This window comes from Rhodococcoides navarretei, from assembly GCF_038069675.1.
GTDB lineage: Bacteria > Actinomycetota > Actinomycetes > Mycobacteriales > Mycobacteriaceae > Rhodococcoides > Rhodococcoides navarretei.
Genome location: NZ_JBBPCN010000001.1, coordinates 426753 through 442407 on the forward strand (window position 1 = coordinate 426753; position 15655 = coordinate 442407).

Below are 15655 nucleotides of genomic sequence, written 5' to 3' on the forward strand. Positions count from 1 at the left end.
AGGCTAGCCAGTGAGCACATCGGCAGCTGCCACCGCCAGTGCGACCGCGGAGTCGCAGCCGTCCGCCATGACGGACACTGTGGGCACCGTGCGGGCGTCGCGCGCGGCGGAGTCGTCTGTCTCGGGCATGCCGAGTACGGGGTTGCCCACCTCGATGTCTGCGATACAGGTCGAAGCCAGTTCGCGCGTGTAGACGGAGTAATCGCCCTGCCGGACGGTATCGGGGTCTTCGGCGCGAGTGTCGCCGGAGACATATTCGAGCGATACGTCGAGCATGACGAGGTTTTCGTCCAGCGATGCCGAGGATGCCGTGAAGGTGCACCCGTATGGATCCGCATCAGGACTCCACCGGTCCACCGTCCACGTGGCGGGCAGGTGCTCGAGGACTCCGCACGGATCTTTGGTGGCGAGGGGAAGGTTGTACTTGGAGTCGGCACGGAGCGGGGGGTCGTCCAGTAGACCGAGGGCTGACTGCGCGAATGGTGTCGCCGAGGGGCACGCATCCTCGTAGGGGCGATAGACCTCGATGCGGGCGTAGCTGCGACCGGACTTGGTGCGGAAGCCGTCCATGATCCCCGAGTCGGCACCGTCGAACACCTCGCGCAGCGGGAAGGTGATGTTGCACGAGGAGGTCGAAAGGTCGTTCACGTACACCTGCTGGCCGCCGATCGTGACCTCCTCGATGTCCGGATCGTCGGGGTCGGGTGCGTATGCGTCGAGATTGATCGTGACGGAGTCGGTGACCGTCGACTGCCCGGTGATCAGCTCGGCTGTGCACGTGCTCAACTCGCCGTCGGGCCGCAGCTGCACCACTGTGCCCAAGGCGGCGAGATCGTCTTCGGTGAGAAAGCCGCAGGGGTCGAGGCTGCGCACGAATTCTGCCGAATCCGTGAGGTATTGGTCCGCCTCGGACATCTCGAACCCGTACCGGTTCTGCGGCGAAGAACCGCCCGCCGAGGACGCGTTGCCCAGCAGGACCACCGCGCATCCACTCGTCGTTACGGACATCGCCAGCGCTACAGCCGCGAGCAACCAATTTCTACGCACCGTTTTCCCCCGAACTCGAATCAACCGATCATGGGGTTGGACGCGCGGGGGCTCGAAATGGTTTCAAGCGGGAGTGGAGCCGAACTATTCTGCGGCAAGTTCGTCGACCACGCGGTCGGCTGCCTCGGCGGGGTCCTCGTGTTCCCAGATTCGTACGACGCGCCAGCCCTCGTCGATCAATCGCCTGTCGGTGTCGCGATCGCGTGCGACGTTGGCCGCCAATTTGTCGGCCCACCACTGCGCGTTGTTGCGGGGTTTGGTGGCGTGCACCGGGCAGCTGTGCCAGAAACAGCCGTCGACGTAGACCGCGACCTTGCGTTTGGGAAAGACCAGATCTGCCCGACGCCGCATGCCCTTCAGCGGAGCGCGATCGACGAAATAGCGCAGGCCTCGTCGGTGCAGCGCTCGCCGCAGCGCCACCTCGGGTTTGGTGTCGCGGCGTTTCTGCTTGCTCAGTCGCGCACTGGTTCTGGCGTCGGTGGCGGGCCGGTCTGCGCTCACACCGGAACCCGATCGGCGTACCCGCCCATGCGCTCGAGGTGGGCGTCGAGGTCGTCGAGAAACCCTGGGGCGAAACGCAGGCTGCCGGCTCGGGCGCGCTTGAGGAAGCCAGCCGTCGCGCGTGCCGACAGCAGTTTCGAGTCGTCCAGAAAGCCGATCAGATCCTCGTAGGGCTCGTGCACCGGCATGGTCGACACGGCGACCCGGTAGCTGGTGCGATCACGGCCCCACGCCGCTGTCGGCCAGGCCTGCCCGGGAAGAAGAGCCAGATCGTTCGAGGCGTCGTACGGCTTGGGATCGTCGAGTGCTCTCGCCGCCCATGACGCCATCCGCACACTGACGGCGTTGCCGACGAGCTTCCACCGATGCCCACTGCGGACGCCCGGCTGCTGGACGGCGGGCAGTGTCCACTCGGGATCGAAGCCCTGCAGTCGCTCGGCCCCGATGATGCCGGGAGTGACGATCTCCCCGGACGGCAGCCGAACGGCCGGGGGACTGGCGATGCCCAGCGAGGATCCGCCCTTGAGCGTCGGGACCGCATTGACGGCCCAGCCCAGGCCGCGAACGCCCTCGGTCCAGTAGAAGCCGCACGGCTGGGTGCTCGGATCGCCGTCGGGCAGCGGGCCTGCATCCTGCGAGAACAGCACCTCGCGCGGATCGTCGGTGCGCGAGGCCAGCATCACCACCCGCTGCCGACGCTGCGGCAAACCGAACGCACGGGCGTCGACGACGCGGTAGGCCCACATGTAGCCGAGGTCCTCCAGCGCATCTGTGATGTGTCGCATGGCGGCCCCGCGGCCGAGCTGCAGCATGAAGGGCACGTTCTCCATCAGCAGCCACCGCGGACCGCGTCGACGCGAGACCAGCCGAAACACCTCGTCCACCAACCCGGAACGGGCACCGGTGATACCTGCCGTGCGGCCGGCCTGGGAGAGGTCCTGACACGGGAAGCCCGCGGCGACGAGTTCGGTGTCGGCGGGCAGGCTTCGGAGCGTGGTGACGTCGGTGTGCAGGGGTATCTCGGGCATCCGCGCTCGTAGGACGGCTCCGGCACCGGGATCGATCTCGCACAGCAACTGCGTCGTCCACCCCGCGTCGGCCAACCCCAGCTCGAGCCCGCCGATCCCCGCGAACAACCCGACCATCGACCGTGCGCTCACGTGTGCCCTTCTCTCGCCCGACGGTCCTACGGTACTCGAGAGTCGGTGCGCTGAGTGTCCACTATTTGTGCCCGGAAGCGGGATGCCGTGGGCGGGCACAAATTGTGGACATCGACGGTAGTCGCGCTTGACCTCGACCGTGCTCGAGGTTTCACACTGGAATGCGAGGGCCGAAAAATCGGTTGGAAACTGAGCCTGTGCAATGAAATCATGCGAGCACAGCAATAAGGAGAAGAACCTGTGTCTACGGGTGTGCTCGATCCCGAAACCCGAACCCTCGATCAGTCGTACCCGGACACCGCGAAGCCGCCCAGCTCACTGCGTCGTTTCGCGCCGTTTCTGCTGCCGTACAAGTGGTTCTACATCGGCTCCATAGTGGTCTCGTTGATCGCGACCATGACCGGTCTGGTGATTCCGCTGGTGATGCAACGCGTCATCGACGGCCCCATCACCGACCGCAATTTCTCTGCCGTCTGGTGGCCCGCGGCGTTCGTCCTGCTACTCGGCACCATCGACGCAGTCGGTATCTGGGTTCGCCGCTACCTGGTCTCCCGCCCGTCGAGCCAATTCGAGATATCTGCGCGCGCAACGGTATTCGACAAGCTGCAGCGACTCTCGGTCTCGGCTCACGAGGGCTGGGAATCGGGTCAGCTGCTCTCGCGTGCCATCGCAGATCTCGGTTCGCTGCGGCGGTTCATGGCCTTCATCGGTCCGTTCATCATCATCAACTCGGTGACGCTCGTGGTGGGCATCGGCGTATTGCTGGTGCAGTCCTGGCAATTGGGGCTGATCATGCTGGTGACGTCGATACCGCTGCTGATCGCCTGCACAAAGTTCGAGACGCTGTATCGCGTGGTGGCCCGTGAGGCTCAGGATCAGGCGGGCGACGTCACGACGACGGTCGAGGAATCCATCCAGGGTATTCGCGTCCTCAAGGCTTTCGGGCGAAGTGCGCACCTGGGCAAGCAGTTTCTGCGGCAGGCTCGTACTCTGCGCGGGACCGAGCTGAAGAAGGTGCGCTACCTCGCGATCATCTGGGCCGTCATCGTCGGGCTGCAACCGATCACCATCGGCGCGATTCTGGCCGTGGGGACGTACTCGATCGTGCAGGGCACGATGACGGTCGGCACGTTGGTCGCGGCGATCGCCATCGTGGCCTTCCTGCTGTGGCCCATCGAATCGTTCGGCTACCTGCTGGCCGAGCTGAACAATGCACGCACGGCAGCAGATCGCTACTGGGAAATCATGGACACTCCCGAGACCGTGACCGATCCGGTCGACCCCGTCGAATTGCCCGAAAGAATCCGTGGCCGAGTGCAATTCGATCGCGTCGGTTTCACCTTTCCCGACGCGTCCTCGCCGCTGCTCACCGGCGTCAGCTTCGTTGTCGAGCCGGGGGAGACCGTCGCACTCGTCGGCAATACCGGCAGTGGAAAGACTGCGCTGACGAACCTCGTACCCCGTCTGTTCGACGCCACCGAGGGATCCATCACCATCGACGGCATCGACGTGGCCTCGATGCGGTTGGCCGATCTCCGCTCGATCGTCACGGTGGCGTTCGAGGATCCGGTGTTGTTCTCGGCCAGTGCGCGCGAGAACATCGCGCTCGGTTCGCCCGGCGCATCCGATGCCGAGATCGCCGAGGCCTTGGAGATCGCGCACGCAACGGATTTCGTCGAGCAGCTGCCCTGGGGTCTGGCCACTCGCATCGGTGAGCAGGGCATGAGTCTGTCCGGCGGGCAGCGGCAGCGGCTCGCGCTGGCGCGGGCGGTGCTGGGCAAGCCTCGGGTATTGGTGCTCGACGACCCGCTGTCCGCGCTCGACGTGGACACCGAAGCAGAGGTGCAGAAGGAATTGCGGCGCGTGTTGGCGCACTCGACGACAGTGCTGGTGGCACACCGGCCGTCGACCGCAGCGTTGGCCGACCGAGTGCTCTATCTCGAGAACGGAACAATCGTGGAGCAGGGAACACACGAGGGACTGCTGGCGTCGTCGCCGCGGTACCGCGAGGTGATGGGGTCGGTCCATGGCTGAGCAGACCGCAGTTGCGGATTGGCGTGGCGTCGGCGGCGAGGAGACCGAGGTCGACGCCACCGGAAACCTGGTGCTGGCCGGACGTTCTCGTCGGTTGCTCGCCTCGCTGGTGCGCCCGTACAAGAAGCAGGCCCTGCTGTCCTTCCTGATCATTCTGGTCGACAACATCACGTACGTTGCCGGTCCGCTGTTCATCGCCTATGCACTGGACAACGGCGTCGGCGCTGCGGGACAGGGTGATTGGGGTCCCATGCTGTGGGCGGTCGGCGGCTACACCGGCTTCGGTCTGCTCGGGATGTTCACCACCTACGCATTTCTCACCGTCTCGGGTCGGCTGAGCCAGAACATCCTCTACGACCTGCGCGGACGGGTGTTCGACCACGCCCAGAAGCTGAGCCTGTCTTTCCACGAGAACTACACCTCGGGACGGCTGATCTCGCGACTGACCAGTGATGTCGAATCTCTGCAGACACTGCTCGAGAGCGCGCTCAACGACGCCCTGACAGCCATCCTGTCGATGGTGTCGATCGCGATCATCCTGGTGTACCTCGACGTACCGATGGCGATGATCGTGCTGGCCGGATTCGTTCCGCTGGTGCTCGTCACGCGATGGTCGCAGCGGCGACAACGCCAGGGATACCGTCGAACACGGGTGGCGATCGCACGCGTCGTGGTGCACTTCGTCGAGTCCATGGGCGGCATCCGCGCGGTGCAGGTGTTCCGGCGCGAGGGCCGCAACGATGCCATTCTGAACACCGAGGATTCGGAGTATCGGGACGCCACCACCGCAGCGCTGCGCGGGATGGCGAGCTACACCGGCATCGTGCGGTGGATCGGCAACGTCACGCTCGCGATCATTCTGGTGTTCGGTAGCTGGCGAGTGATCAACGGCCACATGGACATCGGTGTTCTCGCGGCCTACGTGCTGTATCTACGCCGGTTCTACGGGCCACTCGACGAGCTGGCGATGGTGTTCAACGCCTACCAGTCGGCCGCGGCTGCGCTGGAGAAGATCTCCGGGGTACTCGAGGAAGAACCGTCGGTGGTTGCCCCGAAGAACCCGGTATCGATCGGAACGGCGAAGGGCGACATCACGTTCGACGACGTCCACTTCTCCTACGGTTCGGAACGCGACGTGCTGCCGGAATTCTCGCTGCACGTACCCGCCGGACAGGTGGTCGCGATGGTCGGAGCCACCGGAGCAGGCAAGTCGACACTGGGAAAGTTGTTGGCGCGCTTCTACGATCCGACGGCCGGAGCCGTCCGCCTCGACGGCGTCGACATGCGGGAGATCGGTGACGAGGACCTGCGTCGCAACGTCGTGATGGTGACGCAGGAGTCGTTCCTGTTCTCCGGATCGGTGGCAGACAACATCCGACTCGGACGTCCCACCGCGACCGATGCGGAGGTGCAGGCAGCTGCGGACGCCGTCGGACTGACGGAGTTCATCGCCTCGCTGCCGGAGGGAATCGACACCGACGTGCGCAAGCGCGGTGGCCGATTGTCCTCGGGCCAAAGGCAATTGGTGGCCTTCGCGCGGGTGTTCCTCGCGGCACCGTCGGTGATCGTGCTGGACGAGGCGACGTCGAGTCTGGACATCCCGAGCGAGCGGCTGGTGCAGCGCGCGCTCGAGACCATCCTGCAGGGGCGGACGGCGCTGATCATCGCGCACCGACTCTCGACGGTGGCGATTGCGGATCGGGTACTGGTCATGGCCGACGGCGACATCGTCGAGGACGGAACGCCCGAGGATCTCATCGCGGGCGAGGGACGCTTCGCGCATCTACACGAGGCGTGGGAAGACTCGCTCGTCTAAGTCCACGGGGTGATCGGCGGCTTGACCCACATGATCTTCTCGTCCGCGTGCTGGGGCGTCGCACCGTCGTGGCCCGGGTGCTCGGCTGCCCAGGCGGTTTTGCGGTCGAGCAGCTCGGCCACGATGGTCCACGTTTCCATCGTGCTCGGCGGGTGCAGGTCGGCGGCGCGTGCCAGCTTTCTGCGGACGGCGTCGGTGAGGTCGAGCAGCTCGGCACCCGTGATGCCGCGATCCCACACGTAGCGAGCCAGAGCTGTCGCCTTGTCCTGTCGGCTCTTCGCGGCCTGCTCGGAGTGCGCGAAATCGAACTGCCCGCCGCCGGTGTTCTCTGTCGTCACGGGCACAACCTTAATGAACTGCGAGAAAAGGCACGTCCGCTTGATCTTCTGGGGGCCTCGTCGCCTACCGTAGGTGGGTGATCACTCAAGCATCGGGTGCAGAGCATGTATCCATCCCCGCGACCGACTCCACAGACGCGAAAACCTGGCCGTCGATCCTGACGTGGCGAGCGCACGACGTTCCCCGCATGGAGTCCGTGCGGGTCCAGCTCTCGGGCAACCGCATCAAGGCTGCCGGACGCATCATCGGTGCCGCATGCAGCGATCACCCCGCTTTCAGCGCGTCCTACGACCTGGTGACCGACGAATACGGCGTCACCAAGCGGCTCTCGGTCCGCACCTCGCTGGCGTCCGGTGACCGGCAGGCCTCCGTCAGCCGCGACGACGAGGGCTACTGGATGGTCGAGAACAGCGCCAGCCACCAGCGCTCGACCTACAGCGGCGCGCTCGACGTCGACATGGTGCTCAGCCCCTTCTTCAACACACTGCCGATCCGCCGATTCGGTCTGCACACCCAGGTCCAGGACCTCGAGGTGCCCACGGTGTACGTGAACCTGCTCGACCTCAGTATTCAAGAAGCAACCTTGACCTACAGCAGTGGTTCCGAGGGCATCCACGTCATCTCACCGGTCTCCACGTCGTCGGTCACGGTCGACGCCGACGGCTTCGTTCTCGACTACCCGGGACTTGCCGAGCGGATCTGACGTACGACGCCACCGCGTCGACCCGCGTCCTGCAGTTCTTCCCGCCACCCCGGCTCGCCCGGGGTGATGTCGGTGATCTCGAAGCGCTGATGCTGCTCGTACTGCAGGCGCGCTGCGTTCCCGGCGTCGACCAGGGTTTTCGTCGAGCCTTCGTCCAGTTCTTCCCGCGCGGCAGTGAGCGCGGCCAGTGCCTCGTCCAGCGCGGTGCGCAGAGCGGCAGCGTTGCCCTCGGTCATCGCGCGGACGAGATTCGGCGACGACGACGCCACCCTCGTCCCGTCCCTGAAGGAGCCCGCAGCCAGGCCCAGGGCCAGCGGTCCGCCCGCCGCTCCCACCATTGCCAGGGCCTCGGCCAGCAGATGCGGAAGGTGCGAGATTCTGGCGACGGCTCGATCGTGCTCGACGCTCTCGGCCGGAACCACCACCGAACCGCAGTCGAGGGCGAGCTGGGCCACCCGGACCCACACGTCGGCGTCGACTCCGCGGTCGGTGGACACCACCCACACCGCGTCGGTGAACAGCGTCGGATCGGTGGCCGACCACCCCGACTGATTGGTGCCTGCCATCGGATGCCCGCCGACGTAGCGAGCCTGTAGTCCGCGAGCAGTCACCGCGGCGGCGACCTCGGCCTTCACACTGACGACGTCGGTGATCGGGGCGGCAGGCGCATGCTCGGCGATGGCAGCCAGAACCGAGTCCACGGCAGGCATCGGGACGGCGACGACGATCAGCGCATCTTGATCGGATGCCCTGGTCAAAGCAGCTTTCAGGTCGGTACCCACGTCGTAGCCGTCGGCTGTAGCACCGGCGATCGCGTCGGCCGATCGGTTCCAGCCCCACACCGGCCGGCCGGCATCGTGTGCTGCGCGCAGGATCGACCCACCGATCAGTCCGAGACCGAGAACGCACACCGAGGAAGAAGTCACCCGATCAGATTGGCACAGGTGGGTGCCGTCGATGGGAGGTGGACTTCGAATACCGGCCCCTACCGGACTACCGTTGCGCGCATGGCCGCACAGCGCGCGAACAACAACCGCGCATCCGCACCGGAATACGACGACCTCGAGGGATTCGGCGTTGCAGTTGTCCGAGAGGACGGCAAGTGGACCGTGACGCCGCTGTCCGACGACGCACTGACCAGCCTGTCGGCGGCAGAGACCGAATTGCGTGAACTGCGCAGCTCGGGAGCAGTGTTCGGACTGCTCGACGTGGACGAGGAATTCTTCGTCATCCTGCGTCCCGCACCGAACGGCACCCGCCTCCTGCTGTCCGACGCGGTCGCCGCCGTGGACTACGAAATTGCCGCGGACGTTCTCGACGCGTTGAACATCGAGATCCCGGACGTCGACCCCGACGAACTCGACGACATCGAACCCTACGAAGAAGGCGACCTCGCCTTGCTGGCCGACCTCGGACTACCCGAGGCCGTGCTCGGCATCATCGTCGCCGAGACCGACGACTACCCGGACGAGCAGCTGCAGTCCATCGCCGAACGGCTGGGCTTCGAAAGCGAGTTCGCCGCAGCGGTGAACAAGCTGCGGCGGTAACCGATGCCGGTGTCCGACGCGGACATGATCCGCGCAGCGCTGTCGGCCGCGGCCGAGGCATCGGATGCCGACGTCCCCGTCGGAGCCGTCGTGTTCGACGCCTCGGGACGTGAGATCGCCCGGGCCTGCAATGCGCGGGAGGCGTCGGGCGACCCCACCGGGCACGCGGAAGTGATCGCGTTGCGTCGAGCAGCGGCTGTCCACGGTGACGGCTGGCGACTCGAAGGCTGCACGCTGGCCGTCACGTTGGAACCCTGCACGATGTGCGCCGGGGCGTTGGTCCTCGCCCGCGTCGGCGCAGTGGTGTTCGGCGCATGGGAACCCAAGACCGGAGCCGTCGGCTCGCTGTGGGACGTCGTACGAGACCGTCGACTCACCCACAGGCCGCAGGTTCGCGGCGGGGTGTTGGAAGCCGAATGCGCCGAAGTCCTGACGCAATTCTTCGCCCGCCAGAGATAACGATCTCGTCACATGCTGGCCGCGGACCGCGAATGTGTGGACTGTAGAAGGCGGGAGCGCAACGACGTGCTTCTACTTCTGTGAAGGAGAAAAGTATGGGCATCGGCGACAAGATCTCGAACAAGTCCGAAGACCTCGGCGGCAAGGCGAAAGAAGCTGCAGGTTCGGCCACCGGAGACAAGGACCTCGAAGCAGAAGGCAAGGGCGACCAGACCTCGGCAGCATTCAAGGACGGTGCCGAGAAGGTCAAGGACGCAGCCTCGAACATCAAGGACAAGCTCACCGGCAAGTAGTTTTATGCGCGGGAGTGGAGCCTGCGAAACGACCCATTGGTCCGCTGAGCAGGCGATTTAGCCTCAGGCCGTCATTCCGGTACAGTCTTCTGCGGTGGCGTGTCCGAGCGGCCTAAGGAGCACGCCTCGAAAGCGTGTGAGGGTTCACCCCCTCCGAGGGTTCAAATCCCTCCGCCACCGCCACAGCTCCCCACCCGATCCGTCGGGTGGGGAGTTTTTTTGTGCGCGTGGGGTGGGGGCTGCGCCGGGCCAGGTTTCGCCGCAAACGCGCGCGCATTCGTCAGACGCGAGCAAGTTCGCTGCCTAGACCGCGCGCACTTGGCAAACGCGCGCGCGTTTGCGGGATCACCGGGGCGGGCCCAGCCGGGCAGAACTCCAGCTACTCAGACGCTCAGCATTGCCCCGCACCGGCGGCGTCGAGTCCACGCAGAATTTCGTTCTGATCGCCGGGCGGTACGTCGTTCCAGCTGGGCGCGGTGGTCATTTCGGTGCGCAGACCCTCGACCGACTTGGCGCGATCGGAGATCCCGGTTTGCTCCAGCGCATCGATGGACGGCATGAACTGGGTACAGGTCTGCTGGTAGAGCGCTTCACCGGTGACCCCTGAGGTCGCATCCGTCGGAGCTGCAGGTTCGGCAGCAGGCGGCGGCTCGACGGCCGGAGCCGGAGCCGGGGCCGGAGCGGGCGCGTCGACCGTGGTGGTCGCGGCGACCGTCGTGGAGGCGGCGGCAGTGGTGGTCGTGGCGGCAGTTGTAGTGGTCGACGCTTCCTCGCTCGACGGGTCGTTGCTACATCCGGCCACCGAGACGGCCATGATCAGCCCGAGCAATCCGGTCGCGATTCTTCGTTTCATCGCAACTGTGTACCACCTGGACCTCAGAGCAGGGTCTGCGCCCGCCCCGTGATGGTGCTGAGCGTCGTCGACCAGGCCACGTTCTTCGGGTCGAGGAACGCGCCGTGTCCGGCTCCGGGCAGAACGACGAGCTCGGGGTCGGTGCTGCCCGCCTTCGTGGCGGCGTCGACGTAGACGCGGCTCTGGTTGACCGAGACGGTTCGGTCGGCGTCACCGTGCAACGCGGTCAGCGGAACGTCGAGGGGGAGGTATTCGATGGGTGAGGCGATCTTGTAGCGACCGGGCACTTCGTTGGGCATGCCGCCGAGAAAGGCGGGTACGAACTTGTCGCCGCCGATGTTCGCCGCTCGTTTCATGTCGAAGACGCCGGCCATGATGGTGGCGCTGCGTGGCCGGATTCTCGGTTCCGCTCCCGGTGCATCGACCGGCATCAGGTGTCGAGCGGCCACCCATGCGGCCAGCTGCCCACCGGCCGAGTGTCCGGTTATATGGACGCGATCGAGATCGAGCCTCCCGCCCGCTGCGTCCTGTACGACGGTTGCCAGTGCCTCGGTGGCGTCGTCGACGTCGGAGAGGGTGTTGGCCCAGTTGTTCGGCCCACGCCGATACTCGACGTTCCAGACGGCGATGCCCTCGTCGGCGATGGCCGTCGCCATCTGCTGGAAGTACGACAGGTCGAGGTCTTCCTGCCACCCTCCGCCGTGGATCATCACCACCACCGGGAGCGAGGTGGCGGTGTTGTCGGGGAGGTAGAGATCGCCGATGTTGTCCGGCTCGTACCCGTACTTCAATCTGAGGGGGTCGCTGGTCGGACTCGAAACCGGTTGCAGCGCTGCCGAATAGGTCTCTGCAGTGCTCGGTGAGGAGTCGGTGCCGGCCGAGCTGCAACCGACCAGTGCGACCGTCAGCACGCCGGAGAGGAAGTGGCGACGGTTCACGCGCGCCGAGCCGTCCACCCGAGCAGTTCAGCGAGCGGCCAGGTGTTGATCACGCGCTCAGCAGGGACGCCCTGTGCTTCGGCGCGGATGCAGCCGTAGCCCTGCCAGTCGAGTTGCCCGGGTGCGTGCGCGTCGGTGTCGATGGAGAACAGGCAGTCGCGTTCGAGGGCGATGTCGATCAGTCGCTCGGGGGGATCCTGGCGCTCGGGTCTGGCGTTGATCTCGACTGCGGTGCCGAATTGACGGCAGCCCTCGAACACCACGGGGGCGTCGAACGTCGATTCGGGTCGGGTGCCGCGTCCGCCCTCGACGAGCCGTCCGGTGCAGTGGCCGAGGACGTCGACATGAGGGTTGGCGATGGCGGTGACCATACGTTTGGTCATGGTCTTGGAGTCGGCTCGCAGGTTGGAGTGCACGCTCGCCACCACCACGTCCAGCTCGGCGAGCAGTCCCTCGTCCTGGTCGAGCGAGCCGTCGTCGAGGATGTCCACCTCGATTCCGGTGAGGATGCGGAACGGTGCGAGCCGCTCGTTGAGTTCGGCGACGATGTCGAGTTGGGCGCGTAGACGCTCGGCGGTGAGGCCGTTCGCGACCTTCAGACGTGGGGAATGATCGGTCAGCGCGCAGTACTCGTGTCCGAGCATCGCGGCGGTGCGCATCATTTCCTCGATGGGGCTGCCGCCGTCGGACCAGTTGGAATGGGTGTGCAGATCGCCTTTCAGTGCGGCGCGAAGATCGTTGTCGCCGATGGGCTCTGCGGCAGCCCGTTGCTCGAGCAGGTAGTCCGGGACGTCCTGGGTCAGAGCCTGTCGAATGATCAGCGAGGTCTTGGCTCCGATGCCGGCCAGCGAAGACCAGGTGTCTGCCTTCTCGTGCTCGGATCGCTGTGCGGGACTGAGGGATTCGACCACATCGGCGGCCCTGCGGTATGCCTTGACGCGGTGGGTGTCCGAGCGTGATCGTTCGAGCCAGAAGCCGATCTCTCGAAGCGCGCCCACCGGATCCATGTGGACCATTGTGCCTGCCGGTACCGACACATGTTCACGGGGTAATCGGACAAAACTCTCAGGGAGTTACCAGGCGCTAGCTTGAAGCTGAAACTAGTATCGAAACTCATGAGCAAGAAATGGTGGATAACAGGCGTAGCGGTCATCGTGCTCGTGGCACTCGGGCTGTACTTCGGGCCCAAGATCTATGCCTCGTTGCAAGAAGACGATGCACCGGCCGCGACGGTATCGACCTCCGGTGCCCAAGCGGCCACCGTCGTGGACATCAATGGACGGTGGATCGTCACCCCGGGTGACGAGACCAACACCACGGCCGCGGGCTATACCGTCGACGAGCTGCTCAATGGCTCCGACGTGACGGTGGTCGGATCGACGACCGAGGTGGCCGGCAATGTGACGATTGCCGACGACATGCTGACCGACGGGCAGATCGTGGTCCTGACGAACTCGATCAGCACCGACAACGACCGCCGCGACAATCAATTCCGCGGAAACATCTTCGACACCGCCACCTATCCGACGGCGACTTTCTCGATCGACTCACCGATCGACCTGTCGAACCTGCCCCAGGACGGCACCACCGAAACCGTCACGGCCGAGGGCACATTGACGCTCAAGGACCAGACCCGGCCGGTCTCGGTCGAGATGGAGGTGCTCCTGTCCGGGGACACTCTCATCGCGTCGGGTTCCATTCCGACGACGTGGTCCGACTACGAGATCGAGCCGCCTTCACTCGGTTTCGTCACGGTCGATCCGTCCGGGACCATCGACTTCCTGATCAATCTGAATCAGCAGTAGCGCGTTCTCGGGGGCCGGCCGGCGTCCATCCCGGCGGTCCGACGAGATATCCGACGCGTTCCTTCCATGACCGCGATGCCGCAACATCCCGCGCGATGTTGCGGTATTCGTGTGTCTGGAGGGTCCAGATGTTGAACGTGTCGACCGGTTTCGTCAGGCCGTAGTTGGGGCGCTCAATCTCCTCGGCGTAGGTGCCGAACAGGCGGTCCCAGATGATCAGGATGCCGCCGTAGTTCTTGTCCAGATACTGCGGATCGCGGCCGTGATGGACGCGATGATGCGAGGGCGTGTTGAAGACGAACTCGAACGGGCGCGGCAGCCGGTCGATGCGCTCGGTGTGTACCCAGAATTGGTAGACGAGGTTGATCGAGAATCCGACGAACACCATCCACGGCGGCATTCCCAGTAGGGGGAGCGGAAGCCACATGATGACCTCGCCGCTGTTGTTCCACTTCTGACGCAGCGCCGCGGCGAAGTTGAAGTACTCGCTCGAATGGTGGGCCTGATGCGTCGCCCAGATCAGTCGGGTTCGATGCGCGATGCGGTGATAGCCGTAGAACAGCAGGTCGACGCCCAGGATCAGGATCAACCACGTGTACCAGGCGTCGGCCGGGAGATGCCACGGCGCGACGTAGACGTAGATCGCCGTGTACCCGACCAGGGCGAGTGCCTTCCACGCCGTGGTGGTCGCGATCGACACCAGGCCCATGCTGAGGCTGGCCCGCGCATCCCGCGCGGAGTAACTGCCCCGCGAACCGTCCTCGAGCTTTGCGGCTGCGATCCATTCGATCGCCAACAGCAGCGCGAATGCAGGAATGGCCAGCGCCACGGGATCGCGCAGCGGCTCGGGCAGTGCATTCCACGCCGTACCGATCCACTCGTACATCGAACCTCCAGTGCGTGACAGCCAGGTAAAAAGTGTAACGCTGTCGGTCCAGCTTTCCTACGGCTCGTACCGTGGAAGGTGCGCACCTATCGGCAAAGAGAGCGGAGTCGGACTTGTTGCAGAAAATCGCGTCCACGGCCGGACAGGTGGTCGAGTCCGTGGTGGGTGTCGTCGGAATTCGGGTCGGCACCGAGGAGCCACCGCACACGAGTCGGCGACTGACCGATGCGGTGGAGATTCGTCGCTACGAACCACGCATCGCGGCCCAGACCACCGTCGACGCGGATGAAGAAGAGGCACGCCAGGAGGGTTTTCGTCGCCTGGCCCGGTACATCTTCGGCGGAAACGGGGGTAAGCAGAAGGTCGCGATGACCGCTCCTGTCAGCCAGTCGTCCGCAGGCTCGCAGAAGATCGCGATGACGGCTCCCGTGTCGAGCACGTCCGGCAGCGACGGCTGGGTAGTTCGGTTCTTCATGCCGGCCGAGTGGACGATGGACACGCTGCCCACGCCCGACGACGACCGCGTGACGTTGACGGCGGTTCCGGCGGAGACAGTGGCCGTGCTGCGTTTCAGCGGTAGCCGCGGCCGGGACGCCGTCGAACCGAAGCTGGCGGCGTTGACCGACACTCTGCGCGCCCACGGCATCGAGATGTTGGGTGAGCCGATGACCTGGTTCTACGATCCGCCCTGGACCTTGGCACCTTTCCGTCGCAACGAGGTGGTCGTGGCGGTACCGGACGGTTCCTGACCGCTCGGCTCACTGCGGCAACTGCTCGCTACATTCCTATCGGAATGATAGGAATTGAGCGTGCACATCACGGCCAAGGCGGACTACGCGGTCCGGACGCTCGTCGAACTCGCGGCCGTCGGCGGGCAGCGGCCGGCGAAGGCCGAGGCCCTGGCCGCCGCGCAGGGCATCCCGCACAAGTTTCTCGAATCGGTGCTCTCGGATCTGCGTCGCGCAGATCTGGTGTGCAGTAGACGGGGACCCGACGGCGGGTACTGGCTGGCGCGGGAGGCGTCGGACATTTCTGTTGCGGACGTGATCAGGGCAGTCGAGGGGCCGCTGGCGTCGGTGCGCGGGCAGCGGCCCGAGGACGCGGAGTATGCCGGGCCCGCCGAGCCGCTCACCCGGGTCTGGCTGGCGGTGCGCGTCAATCTTCGCGCGGTGCTCGAGGCGGTGTCGCTCGCAGACATCGTCGAGGACGATCTGCCGGGCTTTGTGAAAGAGCTGGTCAGCGAGCCGACCGCATGGGCGCGTCGATGACCTGAG

The 15655-nt window shown here is 65.4% G+C and carries 18 protein-coding genes and 1 tRNA gene; 10 read left to right on the forward strand and 9 right to left on the reverse strand.

Going from position 1 to position 15655, the window contains the following annotated elements:
• Positions 1 to 3 precede the first annotated feature (3 nt).
• The 3 genes from AABD04_RS02070 to AABD04_RS02080 all read right to left on the reverse strand — a co-directional run bounded on the left by AABD04_RS02070 (position 4) and on the right by AABD04_RS02080 (position 2693).
• Positions 4 to 1047, reverse strand: coding sequence for a hypothetical protein (locus AABD04_RS02070; protein ID WP_341440056.1), 1044 nt, complete (start codon positions 1045 to 1047; stop codon positions 4 to 6).
• A gap of 84 nt (positions 1048 to 1131) precedes the next feature.
• Positions 1132 to 1548 (reverse strand): very short patch repair endonuclease, encoded by a 417-nt coding sequence (locus AABD04_RS02075; RefSeq protein ID WP_341440057.1) that lies wholly within the window; start codon positions 1546 to 1548, stop codon positions 1132 to 1134.
• Entirely contained in the window at positions 1545 to 2693 is a 1149-nt protein-coding gene (locus tag AABD04_RS02080; protein ID WP_341442934.1) for a DNA cytosine methyltransferase, read from the reverse strand. Before AABD04_RS02080 ends, AABD04_RS02075 begins: the two co-directional genes overlap by 4 nt.
• A 255-nt stretch (positions 2694 to 2948) precedes the next feature.
• Here AABD04_RS02080 and AABD04_RS02085 point away from each other — a divergent pair, with 255 nt between their 5' ends.
• Together AABD04_RS02085 and AABD04_RS02090 are read left to right on the forward strand one after the other, a co-directional pair.
• The gene (locus tag AABD04_RS02085; protein ID WP_341440058.1) at positions 2949 to 4742 is read left to right on the forward strand and encodes an ABC transporter ATP-binding protein; all 1794 of its coding nucleotides are present in this window, start codon (positions 2949 to 2951) and stop codon (positions 4740 to 4742) included.
• Positions 4735 to 6558, forward strand: a complete 1824-nt coding sequence (locus tag AABD04_RS02090) for an ABC transporter ATP-binding protein (protein WP_341440059.1) — start codon at positions 4735 to 4737, stop codon at positions 6556 to 6558. Before AABD04_RS02085 ends, AABD04_RS02090 begins: the two co-directional genes overlap by 8 nt.
• Here the strand turns inward: AABD04_RS02090 and AABD04_RS02095 are convergent.
• On the reverse strand, positions 6555 to 6896 hold the full coding sequence (locus AABD04_RS02095; RefSeq protein ID WP_341440060.1) for a hypothetical protein: 342 nt from the start codon (positions 6894 to 6896) through the stop codon (positions 6555 to 6557). The two genes, AABD04_RS02090 and AABD04_RS02095, sit on opposite strands and share 4 nt — an antisense overlap.
• 188 nt (positions 6897 to 7084) lie before the next feature.
• Between AABD04_RS02095 and AABD04_RS02100 the strand changes: the two genes are divergently transcribed.
• The gene (locus tag AABD04_RS02100; RefSeq protein WP_335741094.1) at positions 7085 to 7600 is read left to right on the forward strand and encodes a putative glycolipid-binding domain-containing protein; all 516 of its coding nucleotides are present in this window, start codon (positions 7085 to 7087) and stop codon (positions 7598 to 7600) included.
• Here the strand turns inward: AABD04_RS02100 and AABD04_RS02105 are convergent.
• A complete protein-coding gene (locus AABD04_RS02105) occupies positions 7573 to 8544 on the reverse strand; it encodes a prephenate dehydrogenase (RefSeq protein WP_423228200.1) in 972 nt (323 codons plus the stop codon). The two genes, AABD04_RS02100 and AABD04_RS02105, sit on opposite strands and share 28 nt — an antisense overlap.
• A gap of 63 nt (positions 8545 to 8607) precedes the next feature.
• Here AABD04_RS02105 and AABD04_RS02110 point away from each other — a divergent pair, with 63 nt between their 5' ends.
• From AABD04_RS02110 to AABD04_RS02125, 4 genes are all read left to right on the forward strand, one after another.
• Positions 8608 to 9147: a tRNA adenosine deaminase-associated protein gene (locus AABD04_RS02110; RefSeq protein ID WP_243594312.1), complete on the forward strand. Its 540-nt coding sequence runs from the start codon at positions 8608 to 8610 to the stop codon at positions 9145 to 9147.
• 3 nt (positions 9148 to 9150) lie between these two features.
• Positions 9151 to 9606: a nucleoside deaminase gene (locus AABD04_RS02115; protein WP_243594311.1), complete on the forward strand. Its 456-nt coding sequence runs from the start codon at positions 9151 to 9153 to the stop codon at positions 9604 to 9606.
• Between the two features lie 95 nt (positions 9607 to 9701).
• Positions 9702 to 9899: a CsbD family protein gene (locus AABD04_RS02120; protein WP_341440062.1), complete on the forward strand. Its 198-nt coding sequence runs from the start codon at positions 9702 to 9704 to the stop codon at positions 9897 to 9899.
• A 93-nt stretch (positions 9900 to 9992) separates the two neighbouring features.
• A tRNA-Ser gene (locus tag AABD04_RS02125) sits at positions 9993 to 10082 on the forward strand.
• A gap of 208 nt (positions 10083 to 10290) precedes the next feature.
• On the opposite strand, the gene AABD04_RS02130 is transcribed toward AABD04_RS02125, so the two are convergent.
• Genes AABD04_RS02130 through AABD04_RS02140 form a run of 3 tightly spaced genes read right to left on the reverse strand, consistent with a single transcriptional unit; the run spans position 10291 to position 12697 of the window.
• A complete protein-coding gene (locus AABD04_RS02130; protein WP_341440063.1) occupies positions 10291 to 10752 on the reverse strand; it encodes a hypothetical protein in 462 nt (153 codons plus the stop codon).
• A 23-nt stretch (positions 10753 to 10775) separates the two neighbouring features.
• Positions 10776 to 11690: an alpha/beta hydrolase family protein gene (locus AABD04_RS02135; RefSeq protein WP_341440064.1), complete on the reverse strand. Its 915-nt coding sequence runs from the start codon at positions 11688 to 11690 to the stop codon at positions 10776 to 10778.
• Complete coding sequence (locus AABD04_RS02140; RefSeq protein WP_341440065.1) at positions 11687 to 12697, reverse strand: PHP domain-containing protein; 1011 nt, start codon at positions 12695 to 12697, stop codon at positions 11687 to 11689. Before AABD04_RS02140 ends, AABD04_RS02135 begins: the two co-directional genes overlap by 4 nt.
• A gap of 108 nt (positions 12698 to 12805) precedes the next feature.
• Between AABD04_RS02140 and AABD04_RS02145 the strand changes: the two genes are divergently transcribed.
• Positions 12806 to 13495 carry a YceI family protein gene (locus AABD04_RS02145; RefSeq protein WP_341440066.1) on the forward strand — a complete coding sequence of 230 codons (690 nt, stop codon included), beginning with the start codon at positions 12806 to 12808 and terminating at the stop codon, positions 13493 to 13495.
• Here AABD04_RS02145 and AABD04_RS02150 read toward each other — a convergent pair.
• Positions 13476 to 14381 (reverse strand): sterol desaturase family protein, encoded by a 906-nt coding sequence (locus tag AABD04_RS02150; RefSeq protein WP_341440067.1) that lies wholly within the window; start codon positions 14379 to 14381, stop codon positions 13476 to 13478. The two genes, AABD04_RS02145 and AABD04_RS02150, sit on opposite strands and share 20 nt — an antisense overlap.
• A 113-nt stretch (positions 14382 to 14494) precedes the next feature.
• On the opposite strand from AABD04_RS02150, the gene AABD04_RS02155 reads away from it, so the two are divergent.
• Positions 14495 to 15130, forward strand: coding sequence for an SOUL family heme-binding protein (locus AABD04_RS02155; protein WP_341440068.1), 636 nt, complete (start codon positions 14495 to 14497; stop codon positions 15128 to 15130).
• Between the two features lie 60 nt (positions 15131 to 15190).
• A complete protein-coding gene (locus AABD04_RS02160) occupies positions 15191 to 15649 on the forward strand; it encodes an RrF2 family transcriptional regulator (protein WP_243594437.1) in 459 nt (152 codons plus the stop codon).
• Positions 15650 to 15655: the final 6 nt, after the last annotated feature.